17 protein-coding genes are annotated in these 16,973 nt (G+C 42.2%); 7 read left to right on the top strand and 10 right to left on the bottom strand.

The window, feature by feature from the left end:
* Positions 1–49 precede the first annotated feature (49 nt).
* Complete coding sequence (locus WAA86_RS00090) at positions 50–1,786, top strand: ABC transporter ATP-binding protein (protein WP_337298927.1); 1,737 nt, start codon at positions 50–52, stop codon at positions 1,784–1,786.
* 72 nt (positions 1,787–1,858) lie between these two features.
* On the opposite strand, the gene WAA86_RS00095 is transcribed toward WAA86_RS00090, so the two are convergent.
* From WAA86_RS00095 to WAA86_RS00135, 9 genes are all read right to left on the bottom strand, one after another.
* A complete protein-coding gene (locus WAA86_RS00095) occupies positions 1,859–2,188 on the bottom strand; it encodes a ferredoxin (protein ID WP_337298928.1) in 330 nt (109 codons plus the stop codon).
* A 104-nt stretch (positions 2,189–2,292) separates the two neighbouring features.
* A complete protein-coding gene (locus WAA86_RS00100) occupies positions 2,293–3,348 on the bottom strand; it encodes an NAD(P)/FAD-dependent oxidoreductase (protein WP_337298929.1) in 1,056 nt (351 codons plus the stop codon).
* A gap of 67 nt (positions 3,349–3,415) precedes the next feature.
* On the bottom strand, positions 3,416–3,655 hold the full coding sequence (locus WAA86_RS00105) for a NifU family protein (RefSeq protein WP_337298930.1): 240 nt from the start codon (positions 3,653–3,655) through the stop codon (positions 3,416–3,418).
* A 2-nt stretch (positions 3,656–3,657) separates the two neighbouring features.
* Positions 3,658–4,797 carry an Mrp/NBP35 family ATP-binding protein gene (locus tag WAA86_RS00110; protein WP_337298931.1) on the bottom strand — a complete coding sequence of 380 codons (1,140 nt, stop codon included), beginning with the start codon at positions 4,795–4,797 and terminating at the stop codon, positions 3,658–3,660.
* Positions 4,798–4,953: 156 nt separating this feature from the next.
* Complete coding sequence (locus WAA86_RS00115) at positions 4,954–5,301, bottom strand: MGMT family protein (RefSeq protein ID WP_337298932.1); 348 nt, start codon at positions 5,299–5,301, stop codon at positions 4,954–4,956.
* A gap of 1 nt (position 5,302) precedes the next feature.
* A complete protein-coding gene (locus WAA86_RS00120) occupies positions 5,303–5,932 on the bottom strand; it encodes a LysE family transporter (RefSeq protein WP_337298933.1) in 630 nt (209 codons plus the stop codon).
* Positions 5,933–5,935: 3 nt separating this feature from the next.
* A complete protein-coding gene (gene trmB, locus WAA86_RS00125; RefSeq protein ID WP_337298934.1) occupies positions 5,936–6,607 on the bottom strand; it encodes a tRNA (guanosine(46)-N7)-methyltransferase TrmB in 672 nt (223 codons plus the stop codon).
* A gap of 98 nt (positions 6,608–6,705) precedes the next feature.
* The gene (locus tag WAA86_RS00130) at positions 6,706–7,773 is read right to left on the bottom strand and encodes a sensor histidine kinase (RefSeq protein ID WP_337298935.1); all 1,068 of its coding nucleotides are present in this window, start codon (positions 7,771–7,773) and stop codon (positions 6,706–6,708) included.
* Entirely contained in the window at positions 7,773–8,459 is a 687-nt protein-coding gene (locus WAA86_RS00135) for a response regulator transcription factor (protein WP_337298936.1), read from the bottom strand. The genes WAA86_RS00130 and WAA86_RS00135 overlap by 1 nt, the downstream gene beginning before the upstream one ends.
* A gap of 181 nt (positions 8,460–8,640) precedes the next feature.
* Between WAA86_RS00135 and WAA86_RS00140 the strand changes: the two genes are divergently transcribed.
* The 6 genes from WAA86_RS00140 (at position 8,641) to WAA86_RS00165 (ending at position 15,562) form a co-directional block, all read left to right on the top strand.
* Complete coding sequence (locus WAA86_RS00140; protein ID WP_337298937.1) at positions 8,641–11,505, top strand: TonB-dependent receptor; 2,865 nt, start codon at positions 8,641–8,643, stop codon at positions 11,503–11,505.
* 40 nt (positions 11,506–11,545) lie between these two features.
* Positions 11,546–12,763 carry a multidrug transporter gene (locus WAA86_RS00145; protein WP_337298938.1) on the top strand — a complete coding sequence of 406 codons (1,218 nt, stop codon included), beginning with the start codon at positions 11,546–11,548 and terminating at the stop codon, positions 12,761–12,763.
* Between the two features lie 138 nt (positions 12,764–12,901).
* Positions 12,902–13,210, top strand: coding sequence for a T9SS type A sorting domain-containing protein (locus WAA86_RS00150; protein WP_337298939.1), 309 nt, complete (start codon positions 12,902–12,904; stop codon positions 13,208–13,210).
* Between the two features lie 181 nt (positions 13,211–13,391).
* Positions 13,392–13,715: a T9SS type A sorting domain-containing protein gene (locus WAA86_RS00155; RefSeq protein WP_337298940.1), complete on the top strand. Its 324-nt coding sequence runs from the start codon at positions 13,392–13,394 to the stop codon at positions 13,713–13,715.
* Positions 13,716–13,815: 100 nt separating this feature from the next.
* Positions 13,816–14,793, top strand: coding sequence for a LuxE/PaaK family acyltransferase (locus WAA86_RS00160; protein WP_337298941.1), 978 nt, complete (start codon positions 13,816–13,818; stop codon positions 14,791–14,793).
* Between the two features lie 226 nt (positions 14,794–15,019).
* Positions 15,020–15,562, top strand: coding sequence for a quercetin 2,3-dioxygenase (locus WAA86_RS00165; RefSeq protein ID WP_337298942.1), 543 nt, complete (start codon positions 15,020–15,022; stop codon positions 15,560–15,562).
* Between the two features lie 70 nt (positions 15,563–15,632).
* Here WAA86_RS00165 and tyrS read toward each other — a convergent pair whose 3' ends face one another.
* The gene (gene tyrS / locus WAA86_RS00170) at positions 15,633–16,928 is read right to left on the bottom strand and encodes a tyrosine--tRNA ligase (protein WP_337298943.1); all 1,296 of its coding nucleotides are present in this window, start codon (positions 16,926–16,928) and stop codon (positions 15,633–15,635) included.
* Between the last annotated feature and the right edge of the window lie 45 nt (positions 16,929–16,973).

A 16,973-nucleotide genomic window follows, 5' to 3' on the forward strand; every position in this document is an offset into this window, starting at 1 on the left:
AATTGCAGGCTTAATTTAAAACAATCCCCAACAAAATAGCACCCCCTATATGTCTCATAAAAAAGTTTCTATTCTTACCGCCTTCAAGACCATCATCTGGCCGAGGCGCAATCTTGTTCTCATCGGTCTTTTGCTCATTGTAATCAGCAAGGCCGCAAGTTTTGTGGCCCCCATGTCCCTTAAATACCTGATGGATGATATTATCCCTAACAAGAACATGGAACTGCTGAAGATCTTGGTCATTGTCGTAGGACTAGCCATCTTGGTCCAGGCCGTTACCTCTTTCTTGCTTACCAAAATTTTGAGTGTACAGGCCCAATACCTTATTTCTGAACTGAGGGCCCAAGTACAGCGAAAGGTTTTGTCACTTCCCATTCGTTTTTTTGACAATGCAAAATCGGGAGCCTTGGTTTCCCGTATCATGAGCGATGTGGAAGGGGTCCGCAACCTAATAGGCACGGGATTGGTGCAATTGGTAGGTGGCACCATAACCGCAGTTGTATCCTTGGTACTTTTAATACAGATCAGTCCTTCCATGACCTTGTTCACCCTGGTCCCCTTGGCGGTATTTGCCCTGATAGCACTTAAAGCGTTCAAGATCATAAGGCCCATATTCAGGAACCGTGGCAAGATCAATGCGGAAGTAACCGGCAGGCTCACAGAAACTCTGGGCGGGATACGTGTCATCAAAGGCTTCAATGCCGAGGCCCAAGAGCACAAGGTATTCGAGGAAGGGGTTGAACGCTTGTTCCTAAACGTAAAAAAGAGCCTCACCGCTACTGCCTTTATGACCAGTTCATCTACCTTTTTATTGGGCTTGGCAACCACTGGGATAATGGGCATTGGGGGCTATAAAATTATGATGGACGAACTGACCATAGGGGAGTTCCTGACCTTCTCTTTCCTATTGGGACTCATGGTTGCCCCTATCGTTCAGATGAGCAATATTGGAAGCCAATTGACAGAGGCCTTGGCCGGACTGGACCGTACCGAGGAACTGATGAACATGACGGAGGAGATGAACGAAGAGGACCGTAAAACCGTTCTTAAGGAGGTAAAGGGCGATATTGTTTTCAATGATGTTTCTTTTGCCTACGAGGAAGACAAAGAAGTATTGCACAACATAAGCTTTGAGGTCCAATCCGGATCTGTGCTGGCCCTGGTTGGAAGCTCGGGCAGCGGTAAATCTACTATTGCCGGACTGGCGGCTTCCTTTCTAAATCCGCAATCGGGGAATATCACCGTAGATGGGATTGATATGGCCACGACCGATTTGGGAAGCTATAGAAAGCATTTGGGGGTGGTACTCCAAGATGAATTCCTCTTTGAGGGCACCATCAGGGAAAATATTCTTTTTCCGAGGCCTAATGCCACTGAGGAAGAACTCTTGGCAGCCGTAGACTCTGCCTATGTCAATGAATTTACCGACCGATTCGAAAAAGGTTTGGATACCTTGATCGGGGAACGAGGGGTAAAATTATCGGGCGGACAGCGCCAACGTATCGCCATTGCCAGGGCTATCTTGGCCAACCCAAGAATATTGATCCTAGATGAGGCCACTTCCAATTTGGATACGGAAAGCGAAGCATTGATCCAAAAGAGTTTGGCGGCCCTGACCGAAGGGCGTACGACCTTTGTCATTGCCCATAGGTTGAGTACCATTAGAAAGGCCAATCAGATTCTGGTCATTGAAAATGGACGCATTGCGGAACAAGGAACCCATGATGAACTGATAGCCAAAGAAGGTCGTTATTACAACCTTTTTACCTATCAGGCAAGAATATAAAAAAACAAAAGACCTGCTCTTCAAAAAGGCAGGTCTTCAAGTATGTTGGGATTCATTTTTATCCTTTGTTGATCAGCTCTCCGGGGCCAGTTCCACTTCCAGACCGTTCAGGTCTTCGGTCATATGGATCTGACAGCCCAACCGGCTGTTGTCCTTTACATAAAATGCTTCGGCCAACATGGCATCCTCATCGTCGGACATTTCGGGTAGGTCATGGGACGAATTCACATAGCACTGGCAAGAGGCGCACATAGCCATTCCCCCGCAAATCCCTATAGTACCCTCAGGCGCCAATTCATAGGACCTGACGATCTCCATAAGGTTCATGTTCATATCCGTAGGGGCATCCACTTCGTGAAGTACACCCTCCCTATCCGTAATCTTTATTTTAATATCACTCATGCCCTGTTCTTTCAAGAATTCTTAATCTTCGCAAATGTAATGGGTTTCTCTTTGGCTATGATGCTATGGTCTATCCTTTTAACATCTTTTAAAAATTTGTGATATTACTCAATGGATTTTACAACCGATTTTTCGGCTTCCTTTTTTGAACCGTCAAACCCGGTAACACCACCAACGGTCGTATATTTCATGACATATCTTTTCTCAGGAAATATGCGCTGATAGGCACTCTGGCACATGAGTGTGGCCTCGTGGAAACCACATAGGATAAGTTTCAATTTCCCTGGATAGGTATTGACATCCCCAATGGCATAGATGCCAGGAATATTGGTCTGGTAGTCCAGTGTATTATCTACCTTAATGGCATTTTTTTCTATGTCCAGCCCCCAATCCCCAATGGGCCCCAATTTGGGGGACAGTCCAAACAGAGGGATATAATCGTCTACAGGAAGGACTACCTTTTCTCCACCGGTTTTTTCTATGACCACTGCCTCTAAGGCATCCTTGCCCTGCAAGCCTACTATTTCTGCAGGGGTAATTAAATTGATCTTTCCCTGATTTTTCAAGTGTCTCACCTTTTCCACAGAATCCAGGGCTCCCCTAAATTCATTTCTACGGTGTACCAAGGTCACCTCCGATGCCACATCGGCAAGGAAAATACTCCAGTCCAGGGCAGAGTCACCACCTCCGGCAATGACCACCTTCCTATTGCGGTAGACTTCGGGATCTTTGATCATATAGGCCACCCCATTATCTTCATATTTGGATAGGTTTTCCAACAAGGGCTTTCTGGGCTCAAAACTTCCCAGCCCCCCTGCGATGGCCACCACGGGCGCCTGATGTTTTGTTCCCTTGTTCGTAGTGACTATAAAAGTTCCATCATCTTGTTTCTCTATGGTCTCTGCCCGTTCTCCCAAGGTAAATCCCGGCTGGAAAGGTTTGATCTGCTCCATAAGATTGGAAACCAGATCCCCGGCCAATACCTCTGGAAATCCAGGAATATCGTAGATGGGTTTTTTGGGGTATATCTCAGCACATTGTCCGCCCGCCTGTGGCAAGGCATCAATCAAGTGGCATTTTAGCTGAAGTAATCCTGCTTCAAAAACGGCAAAAAGACCCGTAGGTCCTGCGCCAATTATTAATATGTCTGTTTTGATCATGTATTTGTATTCTTAAAAGGCCAATCTAGGAATGGTCTAGTGATTGTAATCTGCTATCCTATAAAGGCTAACTTATGTTCACTACTTCCTCTATCTGTGGGGCATATTTTTTTATGGTCATTTCCACACCGCTCTTTAGGGTCATCTGATTGACACTGCACCCCACACAGGCGCCTTCCAATTTTACTTTGACGGAAGTGTCGTTATCAATGGAGATCAAGGAAATGTCCCCTCCGTCACTTTGTAAAAAAGGGCGAATTTCTTCCAATGCTTTCTCCACGTTGATTTTTAATTCCTCTGATGTCATAGCTATTTCTTTTTTACGGCCGAACAACCTGCCATTGTAGTTATTTTGATTGCCTCTGTAGGTGGAATATTCTTGTTCCTGCCCACCACTTCCTGCACCACATTCTTGGTCAATTCCTCAAATGCCCCCTCAATAGGGGTAGCGGTTTGCAACGCTGCAGGTCTTCCTACGTCACCTGCCTCTCGGATGCTCTGCACCAATGGAATCTCTCCCAAAAATGGCACATTCAGATCCTCCGCAAGATGTTTGGCGCCTTCCTTTCCAAAGATGTAGTATTTATTGTTGGGCAATTCTTCAGGAGTGAAGTAGGCCATGTTTTCCACAATTCCCAAGACTGGCACATTGATGGCCTCCTGTTGGAACATGGCAACACCTTTACGAGCATCGGCAAGTGCAACCTCCTGAGGTGTACTCACTACGACTGCTCCTGTAACGGGCAAGGATTGCATAATGCTCAAATGTATATCTCCGGTCCCCGGTGGTAGATCCAACAACATAAAGTCCAACTCTCCCCAATGGGCGTCAAAAATCATTTGGTTCAGCGCCTTGGCAGCCATAGGCCCTCTCCAGATCACTGCTTGATTGGGTTGGGTAAAGAATCCAATGGAAAGTATCTTTACACCGTAGCTTTCTACGGGTTTCATCTTGGATTTCCCTTCTACATTCACGGCCAATGGCTTTTCATTTACCACATCGAACATGATAGGGGCGGAAGGCCCGTAAATATCGGCATCCAAAAGCCCCACCTTAAAGCCCATCTTGGCCAAGGTAACAGCCAAATTGGCGGTTACGGTAGATTTTCCAACTCCTCCTTTTCCGGAGGCTACGGCAATAATATTCTGGATTCCAGGGATAGCCTTGCCTTTTATTTCATTTACTTTCGGTTTGGTGGGGGCATCAACTTTGATGTTGATCTTGATCTTGGCCTTTTCGTAGACTTTGGCATGTATGACTTTCAAGATCTCAACCTCTGTTTTCTTCCGAGCCTGTAAACTTGGATTGTTGATGGTGATGTCAACCTCAACCTCATCGCCAAATACCATTACATTGGTCACCGCACCACTTTCTACCATGTTCTTACCTTCTCCTGGGACCGTAATCTCCTCGAGAGCGGCAAGAATATCTTTCTTATTTAATTTCATTATAACGACTTGCTTTTCAGCATTAATTAAATTGATTCTAAATTACAAAGATACGGTATAGGTATGAGATTAGGAAAGGGCATTAACTTAAAAGTGATATTGGTCCATAAACTTTGTCTATGGCACAGATCCGATATGAGAAAATTGAAAATCAAGCTAATAAAGATATTCCCCAAGTTCTTTATTGGGATCCCAAAAGAGCTGCTCGAAATTTACGATTTGATGCTCTTTTACCACCACTCCCTCACTCTCCAACAATTGCTGCATTAAATTGGTACCATCAAAATGGTGCTTCCCGGTCAACAGCCCTTTTCTATTGACCACCCGATGTGCCGGGATATCCTCCATGGCATGAGAGGCATTCATGGCCCAACCCACCATACGGGCGCTTCTGGCTGCCCCGAGATATTTTGCAATGGCCCCATAGGAGGTAACCCGCCCAAATGGGATCAAACGGGCGACTTCATAGACTCTTTGAAAGAAATTATGGTTCTCGGCAGCCATATCAATTATAGAATATCCGGATCACGGTTATCACCAACAATATAAGCATCAGGGCACTTAAAATATAATTGGAATTCTTTGAAAATCCACTGGAACTGGCGTCCAACTTATAAAAATAAACGGTATACAAATACAATACGGCAAAGGTGCCAGTCCCTGCTGCAAAAACGAAGGTTACAATGTCCTGTGCTTGGAATTTGATCCAGCCCGAAGCGTTCCACATGGCATTGACGCCACTGTAATACGGGATGGTCAACAGATTTAGGGCCGCCAACAATACCCCTTTGAAAAAGCTGTTCTTTTTACTGACCTTAACAACCTTGACCATCTTTTTCTTGTTTCTTTTGCCTACCACAAAAAAATAGATGGCAAAAAAAGCAAATATGACCAGGGCGATCTGAAGCAACAAATCTATGACCTCCGGATTGTTATGCAGAAATTTGGAGATATAAACAGCAATATAGGCCTGGATCATGATCATGGTGGAGACCCCAAGGCTAAAAATAATTCCGTTCATCTTGCCTTTTTCTACGCTGGTCTTGGCTGCATTCATATTGAGCAGTCCAGGGGGCACTGTAGCCATAAAGGCCGCAGAAAAAGTGGCAAAAAAGAGAATTATTAAGTGTGTCATAGGTTACGAGACCCTAAACTTGGTATATGTGATTGGTTTTCCTTTGCCAAGATACTGTTTTTCGTAAAAAGTCTGTATTTCGAGCACTTCTTTCGGACTACCGGCATTTTTGTACACATCATGATTGGCATAAATTACTTCCAGTCCAAGGCCATGGAGCAGCCCCAAGGTATATCCGTGCATAAACTCGCTATCGGTCTTCAGGTTTACAAAGCCGTCCTCTTTTAGGATCTGTTTGTATTTTTCGAGAAATTTCTCATTGGTCAGACGGTGCTTGGTACGTTTGTATTTTATTTGGGGGTCGGGAAAGGTGATCCATATTTCGGACACCTCATTTTTTTCAAATATCTGATCGATCAGCTCTATCTGCGTCCTTATAAAGGCCACATTCTCCAAGCCTTCCTGGATTGCCGTTTTGGCACCTCTCCAAAAACGCGCCCCTTTGATATCAACACCAATAAAATTCTTATTCGGGTCCTGTTTTGCCAAACCAATGGTATACTCCCCTTTACCACAACCCAATTCTAGTACGATGGGATTGTCATTGCCAAAAAAGGAGGCCCATTTCCCCTTCAGTTCAAAAGAGCCATCCTCAATTTCCTCCCTACTCGGTTGAACCACATTTTTGAATGATTCATTCTCCTTAAATCGCTTTAGCTTGTTTTTACTTCCCACGGAAACCAAAATTTTATGATTTGGCAAAGCTAAGGAAATCTTGCAAGGTTTTGAATTGTGTTCTTTTGGAAAAATGGAAATGTCCAGAAGCGCACTGTCTACTTCAGTGACCTAGATTTTATGTTCTTGGCCTTTTCCAAGGTAAAGGAAAATTCGGAACCTACGCCAAGTACACTTTCCACATAAATTTTTTCATTATGCGCCTCAATAATGTGCTTTACAATGGAAAGTCCCAAACCTGAACCTCCCTCAGCCCTGCTCCCGCTCTTATCTACCCGATAGAACCGTTCAAATAGCCTGGGGATATGTTGTGGCGCTATGCCCTCCCCATTATCCGTTACCCTAATGATAACCTTGTTCTTAATAAGGTTTTCTACACTGACCTCCGTTGTGCCGTTCTCATGTCCATACTTTATGGAATTAACAATAAGGTTGGTCACCACCTGTTGAATGCGTTCCCTATCACCATGCACAATGATCGGATGTATATATTCCATATCAAAACCCAGACTGATGTGCTTCTTTAGCGCCTTCATTTCCAAAAGGTCGAAAACGCTCTGGATCAATTCTATTATGTCAAAGTCTGATAGTTCCAGATGCAGATCTCCCACTTCTAATTTGGTGATCAAATCCAGATCCTTGACGATATATATAAGTCGCTCTACACCTTTATTGGCGCGTTGCAGATACTTTTTACGCACACTCTTGTCTTTCATGGCGCCATCCAACAAGGTCAATATATATCCTTGAACGGTAAACAAGGGCGTCTTTAATTCGTGTGACACGTTCCCCAAAAAATCCTTTCGATATTCTTCCCTTATCTTCAGGGTATCTATTTCTACTTTTTTGTCCTTGGCAAATTTTTCTATCTCTTGGGTAAGGGTGGCCATATCCGTAGTAATGGTCCTTGAGGTAAGGGAGGACGACTCTAATAGGGATACATCATCATATATTTTTTTGGCCCTTTTATAAATAAACTTTTCAACTCTGAATTGGATAACAATAAATGATATGGAAAAGGATAGGAAGGCAAAAATACTGAGTAAGGACCAATCAATGACGTCCTTAATACGCATAAAAACACCCATTAGAATAGTCAGCACCACTGAGATCAACAGTGCCGATCTAAAAGCAAATTTATAAGATTTTTTAAGTGTTATGGCCATTATAGAACAAACTTATATCCTACGCCCTTAACAGTTTTAAAATGATCATCTCCGATTTTCTCCCTTAATTTTCTAATGTGAACGTCTATGGTGCGGCCTCCAACGACAACCTCATTTCCCCATACCTCATCGAGGATTACTTCCCTGGTAAAAACCTTGCTGGGCTTGGAAGCCAACAAAGCCAATAATTCAAATTCTTTTCTGGGCAAAATAATCTCCTCTCCCTTATTGACAATCTTATACTCTTCACGGTTAATGACAATAGAACCCACTTTGGTGATATCCTCTGAGACTTCATCCTCGCTCTTAAGCCTCCGCAGCAGCGCCTTCACCTTGCTGACCAAAACCTTGGGCTTTATAGGTTTTGTAATATAATCATCCGCCCCGGCATCAAACCCGGCTACCTGTGAATAATCCTCCCCTCTGGCCGTCAAAAAAGTAATCAATACATTTTCCTGACCTTTGGTGTTCCTTAAAATTTCACAGGCTTCTATGCCGTCCATTTCGGGCATCATCACATCCAAAATAATAAGGTGTGGATTTTTTTTCTTCGCCTTAGAGATAGCCTCTACTCCATTTTTTGCTGTGTAGACCTCATAGCCCTCTGCGGAAAGGTTATAACTGACGATCTCCAGAATATCGGGCTCATCGTCTACCAGAAGTATCCTAATTTCACTTTTTTTCATTGGTACTCTAATTGGTTATATACCTCAAAAGTAAAGATAATACTTCTAAGGGAATTCCAGTTAACATTCATTTAATACCATAACCTTTAGATAACACTAACAAAATAAAGGTTTAACCTGTGGGTAACAACAACATTACAATATGGAAGTTTCTTTGCGGCAACTTTTAGAACATGAATTAATGAGATTACTAGTATTGAGTTTTTGCTTGCTTTTTGTACTTCAGATGAGTGCACAAGAAACTACAGGAAGAATTGTAGGAACCTTGACAGACAAAGAATTAAACAATGAACCGTTACCATTTGCCAATATATTAATAAAAGGATCCACTAAAGGGACCACTTCAGATTTTGATGGTCTTTATGAATTGACCAACATACAACCGGGCACATATTCCTTATCTTTTAGTTATTTAGGTTATGAAACCATAGAAATACCCAATGTAGAAGTTGTTGCAGGACAAGCAACAACCATTGATATGCCTATGGGTGCCAGCGAGGGGGTTACTTTGGACGAGGTAGTTGTTACCGTATCCGCAAAGAAAGATTCCGAGACAGCACTTTTATTGGAACAAAAGAAAGCAGTTGAAATGAAAACTTCGATCGGAGCCCAGGAACTGGCAAGAAAAGGAGTTTCCGATGCTGCAGGTGCCGTTGCACAAATCTCTGGTATTTCCAAACAAGAAGGGAGTAACAATGTTTATGTTCGTGGATTGGGCGACAGGTATTTGAGCACTACCATGAACGGGTTGTCATTGCCTTCCAACAATATCAATAATAAGAATATTGATCTCAATCTCTTTGCATCGGATATCATTGAGAGCGTAGGAGTCAGCAAGGCTTATTCCAGTAAATTTTACGGGGATTTTTCTGCTGGTAACGTAGATATCTCTTCAAAAGAATATACTGGAACCGGCTTTTTTGATGCTTCTGTAAGCACTGGGGTCAACTCTAGGGCCATGGGAGAAAATTTTGTAAAAAATGAAGGAACAGGATATTTCGGATTTTACAATCGTTATAAGCACAATCCCTTTGCAGTATTACTGTCACACGGTGTAGACCCAGTACAGAATTCCAAATTGGCACCTATCAATACGGGAGTATCCATTTCATTTGGAAAATCTTATCGTGTATTCGGAGAAGATTCTGAATCTTTATTGAGCTTCTTTGGACACGCTTCCTTTGATTCCAAATACAGGTATTTTGAAGGAAGTCAGGCAAATTACGGTACCAACCTGGATGTTTTGTTCCCAACAGTGGAGCGATATTCCCAAGCCACTACCTCAACAGCTTTGGCCAATGTTACCTTCAAAATTGACAATAACAACAAATTAAAATTCAACTCCCTGGCCATTAATAGTTCCAGCGATGAGGTGGGTTACTATGGTACCAACGGGCAAGGATTTAGTCAAGACCTGAACTCGGACAAAGGATACTTCCAATTAAATTCACAATTTAATCAGGACCTTATCCTGGTCAATCAACTTACAGGGGAGCATACCTTTAACGAGAAGCTCGCTTTGGATTATGGTGTGGGATACAATAAGGTTTTCGCCTATGAACCAGACCGCAAAAGAATTACCTTGAACAATTATGACCTTTTGTTCGACAATGATCCCAACACCTCTCCAGATTTTGGACAGCAGAACAATTTTAACAACCAACGATATTTCCAAAATATCGAGGATGATGAATTAAACAGTAGAATAAACCTTTCCTATCAAGTCACTCCAGCGACCAAATTGAACTTTGGATACAACGGAAGAACAAAGGAAAGAGCATTTGATAACCAACGTTACGGTTACAAGAACATTAGTGATAGTTTTCAGATTACCGATGTAAATAACCTGAACAACATCTTCAATCTTGAAAATTTCGTTCTTGGTCTTGAAAATAATGGCGAAGGCTACCAAACCCACGTCTTTAGACCTCTGAATCCTAACACTGGTTTATCACAAACTAGTTCTCCTGGTGACCTGGAAAACACCTATACCGGTAAATTGGATGTATATGCTGGGTATGTATCTGCAGAATTTAATGTAAACGACAAATGGCTCATTATTCCAGGAATACGTGTAGAGTCTTTCAACCAAAGTATTGCCTATGATGTGATCAACCTTAGGCCTGACCTCAATCCTGGTTCCAATGAAGTAAACGAATCCATTTATTTACCAAACTTGAATATAAAATATGCGGTAAATGAAGACCAGAACATCAGGTTTTCGGCTAGCCAAACTGTTTCTTTCCCTGAATTTAAGGAAATGGCACCTTTTGTTTATGAAGGCGTCACACAGAGAATTGGGGGTAACCCGGATGTATTGGGAAGACAAGATATTGCCACCATCAATTACAACAATGTTAATGATGTTTCCTATTCAAATATTTTTAACCTTGATCTTAAATACGAATGGTTCTTCAGTAGAAACGAAATCCTTTCCATTGGTGGTTTTGCCAAACAAATACAAGATCCTATCAACTTAGTTGTGGCCAATGATGCAACAGGAACACAACGTTACTTTAGAACTGGTGAGAAAGCGGATGTTTTTGGTGCTGAATTGGAATTGCGCAAAAACATCTTCATGAACGAACAGGAGCAACCAGAGCTTACCTTCGGATTGAACCTATCTTACATACACACCAAACAAGACCTCTATGATGAAATTAGTGGTGCTTACAGTACTACCTTCAACAGGGACAGTGATGAATTGCAGGGATCTTCTCCGTTGATCGCCAATGCAGACATCAATTGGAGTCCAACTTTTGGAGAATACAAACCGGTAATCAACTTGGTAGGAAACTATTTTTCTGATAGAATTTTCGCCTTAGGATCAGGACAATTAGGCAACATTATTGAAAAAGGCATACCTACATTGGATCTAGTTTGGAAAAACAATTTTGGAGAACATTTGGAAGTCAACCTAAACGCAAAGAACATCCTGGACCCAACCTTTGAAATCAACAGAGAAATTGGCAACGGCGAAAGGATCATCCTGCAAGACTTTAAACGTGGGGTAGACCTAGGTGTTTCTGTAAAATATTCCTTTTAAACCTTATAATTCATAATATTTAAACTTAAAACTGAACAAAATGAAAACGAAATTATTTTTAAGCATTACCCTACTTACTGCCATGCTTATGTCCTGTGCAGAGGATAATACATCAGATATTATTATCAATTATCCCAATAACGGCGGAGGAACTCCTACTAATTCAGAGGCTATCCTTTTGAGTGGCAGTTATACCACTGACCTTACTCTGGACAGTAACAATACGTACATCCTCAACGGTCCTATGATCATGGAATCTGGAACCACACTTACCATTCCTGCGGGAATGACCATAAAAGCTTCTGCCACAGGCTCTGACGTATATTTGGCTATTGCACAAGGCGCTAAAATAATTGCCAATGGTACGCAAAATGCTCCTATTGTCTTTACTTCCGCTGCTGAAAACCCTAAAGCGGGTGATTGGGGAGGTTTGATCCTTTTAGGGAGAGCTCCAGTAAACTCTGTTTCAGGAACAGCTACTTCTACTTCTGAAATTGCAGGTTTACCTTATGGTGGTACAAATGCTGCGGACAATTCAGGATCTTTAAGATATGTTAGGGTTCAATACTCCGGAGGTTCTGCGGACGGGCAATCTGAAAACAACGGTTTCTCTTTTTACGGAGTTGGAAGCGGTACTGTAGTTGAATATGTGCAAATGTATGAAGGTAAAGATGACGGATTTGAATTCTTTGGTGGTACCGTAAATGCTAAATTCGTTTCTATCCTAAATGCACAGGACGATTCCTTGGATTGGACTGAAGGTTGGTCCGGTACCATAACCAATATCTATATTGAGCACAACGGTGTTGCGTGGGATAAGGCCATAGAAGCTGATGGCTATAATACTGATATTGGAAACAACTCAAGTCCTTTAACTTGGTCTTCACCAACAATCACCAACATGACCATCAATGGAAAAGGCGCTGCCAACACCATACAGGATGGAACTTCAGTAAGTCTTGGAAGCTATGAAGCTATAAGGCTAAGAGCAGGAACACAGGGTATTTTCAATAATATTGAAATCAATGGCTTTGGAGAGGCATTTGACCTGGATGGCGATGCAAATGCCAATCCAACTGGGGACCATGTCGCTAATGGATTTTTAAGAGTGAACAACGTTACATTTAATGATGTTACCACGAAGTTCAAGAATGATACTGGTGTCGCGTTTACAGAAAGTGATTTTATCACGGGGGATGGTACCGGTACAGGAACAAACTATTCTTCTTGGAGTACAGGTTGGACATTGAGCAACTAAACAAAAAATAACATATATTCTACAAAAGCACCTCTTGCAGGGGTGCTTTTTGCATTTCATCGATTATTTTTGAATTTTACCCAAGACTATCGTCCTTTCGGCCGGCAAAATTACTACCTTTAATCTATATCCCCTTAAATGAAGCAACTTTACTTAATTCTACTTTTTTTTATTTCAACAATGGCCTTCAGCCAGCAGCAAACCAGCGCCGGTGAAATAGAGGGACTTAGCTTATATCCAAACCCAGTAACCAATGGGAAAGTTTTTATTAAAACCAAGGATAACGCTCCAAAGAAAATCATGATTTTTGATGTTTTCGGTGGAAATTTATTGGAAACTACCATTTTGGGCACAGAACTGAATCTGACCAATATTGATGCTGGTGTGTATATGATCCGAATCTTTGAAAAAGACAAAGTCGCCACTCGCAAACTGATCGTGAAATAACATCGTCTCCATTCTACATCCCTATCCTTCAAAGTGTTATAAGTCTGCTTTTTAGGACTTTAACCGACCTCCAAAAGTTAAAACATAGCCTTCACCTACAAAATTTGGTGTTTCACAACAAATAGTATCCGAAAGTATTCTCTTTGACTACATTTACATTGATCATCCCAAATAGGCGTGTATGAAAAGATTTTACCTGACCATATTATTAACCTTTAGCTTTTTGCTATCAGCCCAGGAAATGGTAGATATTAACACTCCCAAGAGTGCAGAAATAAGTGGATTTAAATTATATCCCAATCCTTCCTTTGACGATGTGGTCTATGTGACCACCAAGCTGAACGATACCAAGGACATAGTTGTATATGACGTTTTTGGAGCTGTGGTCCTGAAGGACAGAATTGCTACCAATTCCCTGAATATAGCCCGTTTGATCCCAGGAGTCTATGTGCTTCAGATTACGGAAAGGAACCAGACCATGACCAGAAAATTGGTCGTAAAATAAACTACCCCATGTAACTTAATCCATCAAGCTCCTCCAAAAGGGGCTTTTTTTGTTTTACACCAACAAAGGTATCCTTACTTTTGTCCTTTCATAACTGAACATGGACTTCCGTAGCATATTTGAAATAAAAAATTCAGACGAATTTCAGGCCAAAGCGCTGGAAGTCTTTAGGTATCAATACCAGAACAATACTGTATATCGCAAGTTTTGCTCCCTTTTGGGCAAAGACCATGACAAGGTAACCCACATAAAGGATATTCCCTTTTTGCCCATAGATTTTTTTAAATCCAAAAAAATAGTGTCTGCATCCCAGACACCCACAACCGTATTTACAAGTAGTGGAACCACGGGAAGTGTCACCAGCAAACATTATGTACTGGACAACGCCATCTATGAACAAAGTTACCTCAGTGCCTTTGAGCTCTTTTATGGGGATGTGTCCAATTATTGTGTCTTGGCCCTTTTGCCCTCCTATTTGGAACGCCAGGGTTCTTCCCTGATCTATATGGTAGATGACCTCATCAAAAAAAGTCATCATCCGGAAAGCGGTTTTTATTTGAACGATTTTGACCTGCTCCAGAAAAAATTACTGGCCTTGGAGAATAAGGGCACCAAAATATTACTCATTGGAGTCTCCTTTGCCCTCTTGGATATGGTAGAGCAACACTCCCTGCATTTGAAGCATACCACCATCATGGAAACTGGGGGTATGAAAGGCCGCAGAAAAGAAATGATCAGGGAAGAACTCCATGCCGTACTAAAGAAAGGGTTTGGGGTACCACACATTCATTCCGAATATGGAATGACCGAACTTCTCTCCCAGGGCTACTCCAAAGGGGACGGTATCTTTAATACCCCCCCATGGATGAAAATTTTGATCAGGGACCCAGAAGACCCCTTGACCTACCTGTCATCTGGCAAAACGGGTGGTATAAACGTTATTGATCTCGCCAACGTACACTCCTGCTCCTTTCTTGCCACCCAGGATTTGGGGAAGGTATATCCCGATGATAGTTTTGAAGTTTTGGGCCGTTTTGACAACGCTGATATCAGAGGGTGCAATTTGATGGTACTATAGGTTTTTTGAAAACAAACCAACTATAAACAATTGACAGCCAATTGTGTATAAAAATCACCTTTCTCAAGATAAATTTAATAACTTAAGAGCTCAGAGCCTTAAATATGGTTTCATCTTCGCTCCAAATCTTATCTACCTAATTGAACACTTAGGTCTAAACTTCGATTTTTTATATCATTATACCCTCTTGTGATTTGGTTTTATGAATCAACTAAAACACCTCATCATGAAACGAAAAGATTTTATCAAGCAGGGGATGCTGGTAGGGGCCACCGCCTTTAGCTTACCGGCCCTTGGCCACTCCCTGGGCAAAAAACCTTCAGAGAGCCCCTTGGATCCCAAGATCATCAGGAATAATGAAGGCAAGACCATCAATGTCCTTGGCGATGTTCAAACATTCAAATTAACAGGAAAGGACACCAACGGACTTTTTACCCTCATTGAAGAGTACAACACCCCGGGAACTGCAATACCACCCCATGTCCATACCAAGGAAGACGAAATTTTCAAGGTACTGGAAGGGGAGCTGGAACTTACGGTAGGGGACAAAACTACTATTTTGAAAGCTGGAGATCTGGCCTTTGGCCCAAGAAATATACCACACTCCTGGAAGGTAGTAGGCAACACCAATGCGAAAGTAATATTAAGCGTATTTCCCGCTGGGATAGAACATATGTTTGAAGAATTGGGTGCCTTGCCCCCGGGACCACCGGATATGGAAAAAGTAATGGAAATCTGTGCCCGCCAAGGTATTTCGTTTATCCAATAAATACCAATCCATAAAAAACGGGTATGAACCGTTGTTCCATACCCGTTTATCTGTTATAAAGGTTTTAAATCTAGTTGACTACCAGTACAAAATAATTCTTTTTGCCTCGCTGTAGCAACACATACTTTCCATTGATAAGATCTGAGGCAGTAATGGTATAGTCTTCCTTTACCTTTTCCTTGTTCACAGAAATGGAGTTTTGCTTCAATTCCCGTCTAGCCTCTCCATTGGATCCCAAAAATCCTGTTTTGGCCGCCAATGCCCCGATCATATCCAATCCCTTCTCTATATCCGCTACCGCTACCTCAGCCTGTGGCACACCTTCAAAAACATCCAGGAAAGTCTTCTCATTCAATCCTTTCAAATCTGCAGAGGTAGATTTTCCAAATAATATTTCACTGGCCTTAATGGCATTGTCCAGATCCTCTTGGGAATGGACCATGACCGTAATTTCCTCGGCCAATCTTTTTTGAAGTACCCTAAGGTGGGGCGCCTCTTTATGCTCCTTTGCCAAGGTTTCGATCTCCGCTTTGGTCAAGAAAGTAAATATCTTGATATATTTCTCGGCATCCTCGTCGGAGGTGTTCAACCAATATTGGTAAAATTTATAAGGGGATGTTCTGTTCGCATCCAGCCAGATATTTCCCCCTTCGGTCTTACCGAATTTTGTTCCGTCCGCTTTTGTGATCAAGGGACAGGTCAAGGCATACCCCTTTCCTCCTGCTATTCTACGGATCATTTCGGTCCCAGTGGTAATATTCCCCCATTGGTCACTACCTCCCATCTGCAGGGAACAATTGTGTTTTTGGTACAGGTGAAGGAAATCATATCCCTGCACCAGTTGGTAGGTAAACTCCGTAAAGGACATACCTTCCTTGGCTTCGGCCGAAAGTCGTTTTTTGACCGAATCCTTGGCCATCATATAGTTCACTGTGATATGCTTACCCACATCCCTGATAAAATCCAAGAATGAGAAGTCTTTCATCCAATCGTAATTGTTCACCAAGATAGCTGCGTTGTCGGCATCGCTTTTAAAATCCAGAAAACGTGACAATTGTTCTTTTATGGCATTCTGATTGTGCCGCAAGGTATTCTCGTCCAATAAATTTCGTTCCGCAGACTTCCCCGACGGGTCTCCTATCATCCCAGTGGCTCCACCTACCAGCGCAAAAGGCTTATGGCCGGCCAATTGAAAGTGGCGCAATAGCATCACACTAACCAAGTGACCGATATGTAAGGAATCGGCTGTTGGGTCAATTCCAACATAGGCAGATTGCATTCCGCTCAACAAATGTTCCTCGGTTCCGGGCATTACATCGTGCAACATTCCCCTCCATTTTATTTCCTCTATAAAATTTGAAGCCATGCGTGTCAATATTTTTTAACAATAGCTGCAAATATAAAGGGTATC

Source organism: Sediminicola sp. 1XM1-17 (assembly GCF_037203765.1).
Lineage (GTDB): Bacteria > Bacteroidota > Bacteroidia > Flavobacteriales > Flavobacteriaceae > Sediminicola.

What these genes read in the sequence shown, in the direction of transcription:
- WAA86_RS00090 (WP_337298927.1), top strand. Translation starts at nt 50, where the DNA reads ATGTCTCATAAAAAAGTTTCTATTCTTACCGCCTTCAAGACCATCATC.
- WAA86_RS00095 (WP_337298928.1), bottom strand. Translation starts at nt 2,188, where the DNA reads ATGAGTGATATTAAAATAAAGATTACGGATAGGGAGGGTGTACTTCAC.
- WAA86_RS00100 (WP_337298929.1), bottom strand. Translation starts at nt 3,348, where the DNA reads ATGATCAAAACAGACATATTAATAATTGGCGCAGGACCTACGGGTCTT.
- WAA86_RS00105 (WP_337298930.1), bottom strand. Translation starts at nt 3,655, where the DNA reads ATGACATCAGAGGAATTAAAAATCAACGTGGAGAAAGCATTGGAAGAA.
- WAA86_RS00110 (WP_337298931.1), bottom strand. Translation starts at nt 4,797, where the DNA reads ATGAAATTAAATAAGAAAGATATTCTTGCCGCTCTCGAGGAGATTACG.
- WAA86_RS00115 (WP_337298932.1), bottom strand. Translation starts at nt 5,301, where the DNA reads ATGGCTGCCGAGAACCATAATTTCTTTCAAAGAGTCTATGAAGTCGCC.
- WAA86_RS00120 (WP_337298933.1), bottom strand. Translation starts at nt 5,932, where the DNA reads ATGACACACTTAATAATTCTCTTTTTTGCCACTTTTTCTGCGGCCTTT.
- WAA86_RS00130 (WP_337298935.1), bottom strand. Translation starts at nt 7,773, where the DNA reads ATGGCCATAACACTTAAAAAATCTTATAAATTTGCTTTTAGATCGGCA.
- WAA86_RS00135 (WP_337298936.1), bottom strand. Translation starts at nt 8,459, where the DNA reads ATGAAAAAAAGTGAAATTAGGATACTTCTGGTAGACGATGAGCCCGAT.
- WAA86_RS00140 (WP_337298937.1), top strand. Translation starts at nt 8,641, where the DNA reads ATGAGATTACTAGTATTGAGTTTTTGCTTGCTTTTTGTACTTCAGATG.
- WAA86_RS00145 (WP_337298938.1), top strand. Translation starts at nt 11,546, where the DNA reads ATGAAAACGAAATTATTTTTAAGCATTACCCTACTTACTGCCATGCTT.
- WAA86_RS00150 (WP_337298939.1), top strand. Translation starts at nt 12,902, where the DNA reads ATGAAGCAACTTTACTTAATTCTACTTTTTTTTATTTCAACAATGGCC.
- WAA86_RS00155 (WP_337298940.1), top strand. Translation starts at nt 13,392, where the DNA reads ATGAAAAGATTTTACCTGACCATATTATTAACCTTTAGCTTTTTGCTA.
- WAA86_RS00160 (WP_337298941.1), top strand. Translation starts at nt 13,816, where the DNA reads ATGGACTTCCGTAGCATATTTGAAATAAAAAATTCAGACGAATTTCAG.
- WAA86_RS00165 (WP_337298942.1), top strand. Translation starts at nt 15,020, where the DNA reads ATGAAACGAAAAGATTTTATCAAGCAGGGGATGCTGGTAGGGGCCACC.
- tyrS (WP_337298943.1), bottom strand. Translation starts at nt 16,928, where the DNA reads ATGGCTTCAAATTTTATAGAGGAAATAAAATGGAGGGGAATGTTGCAC.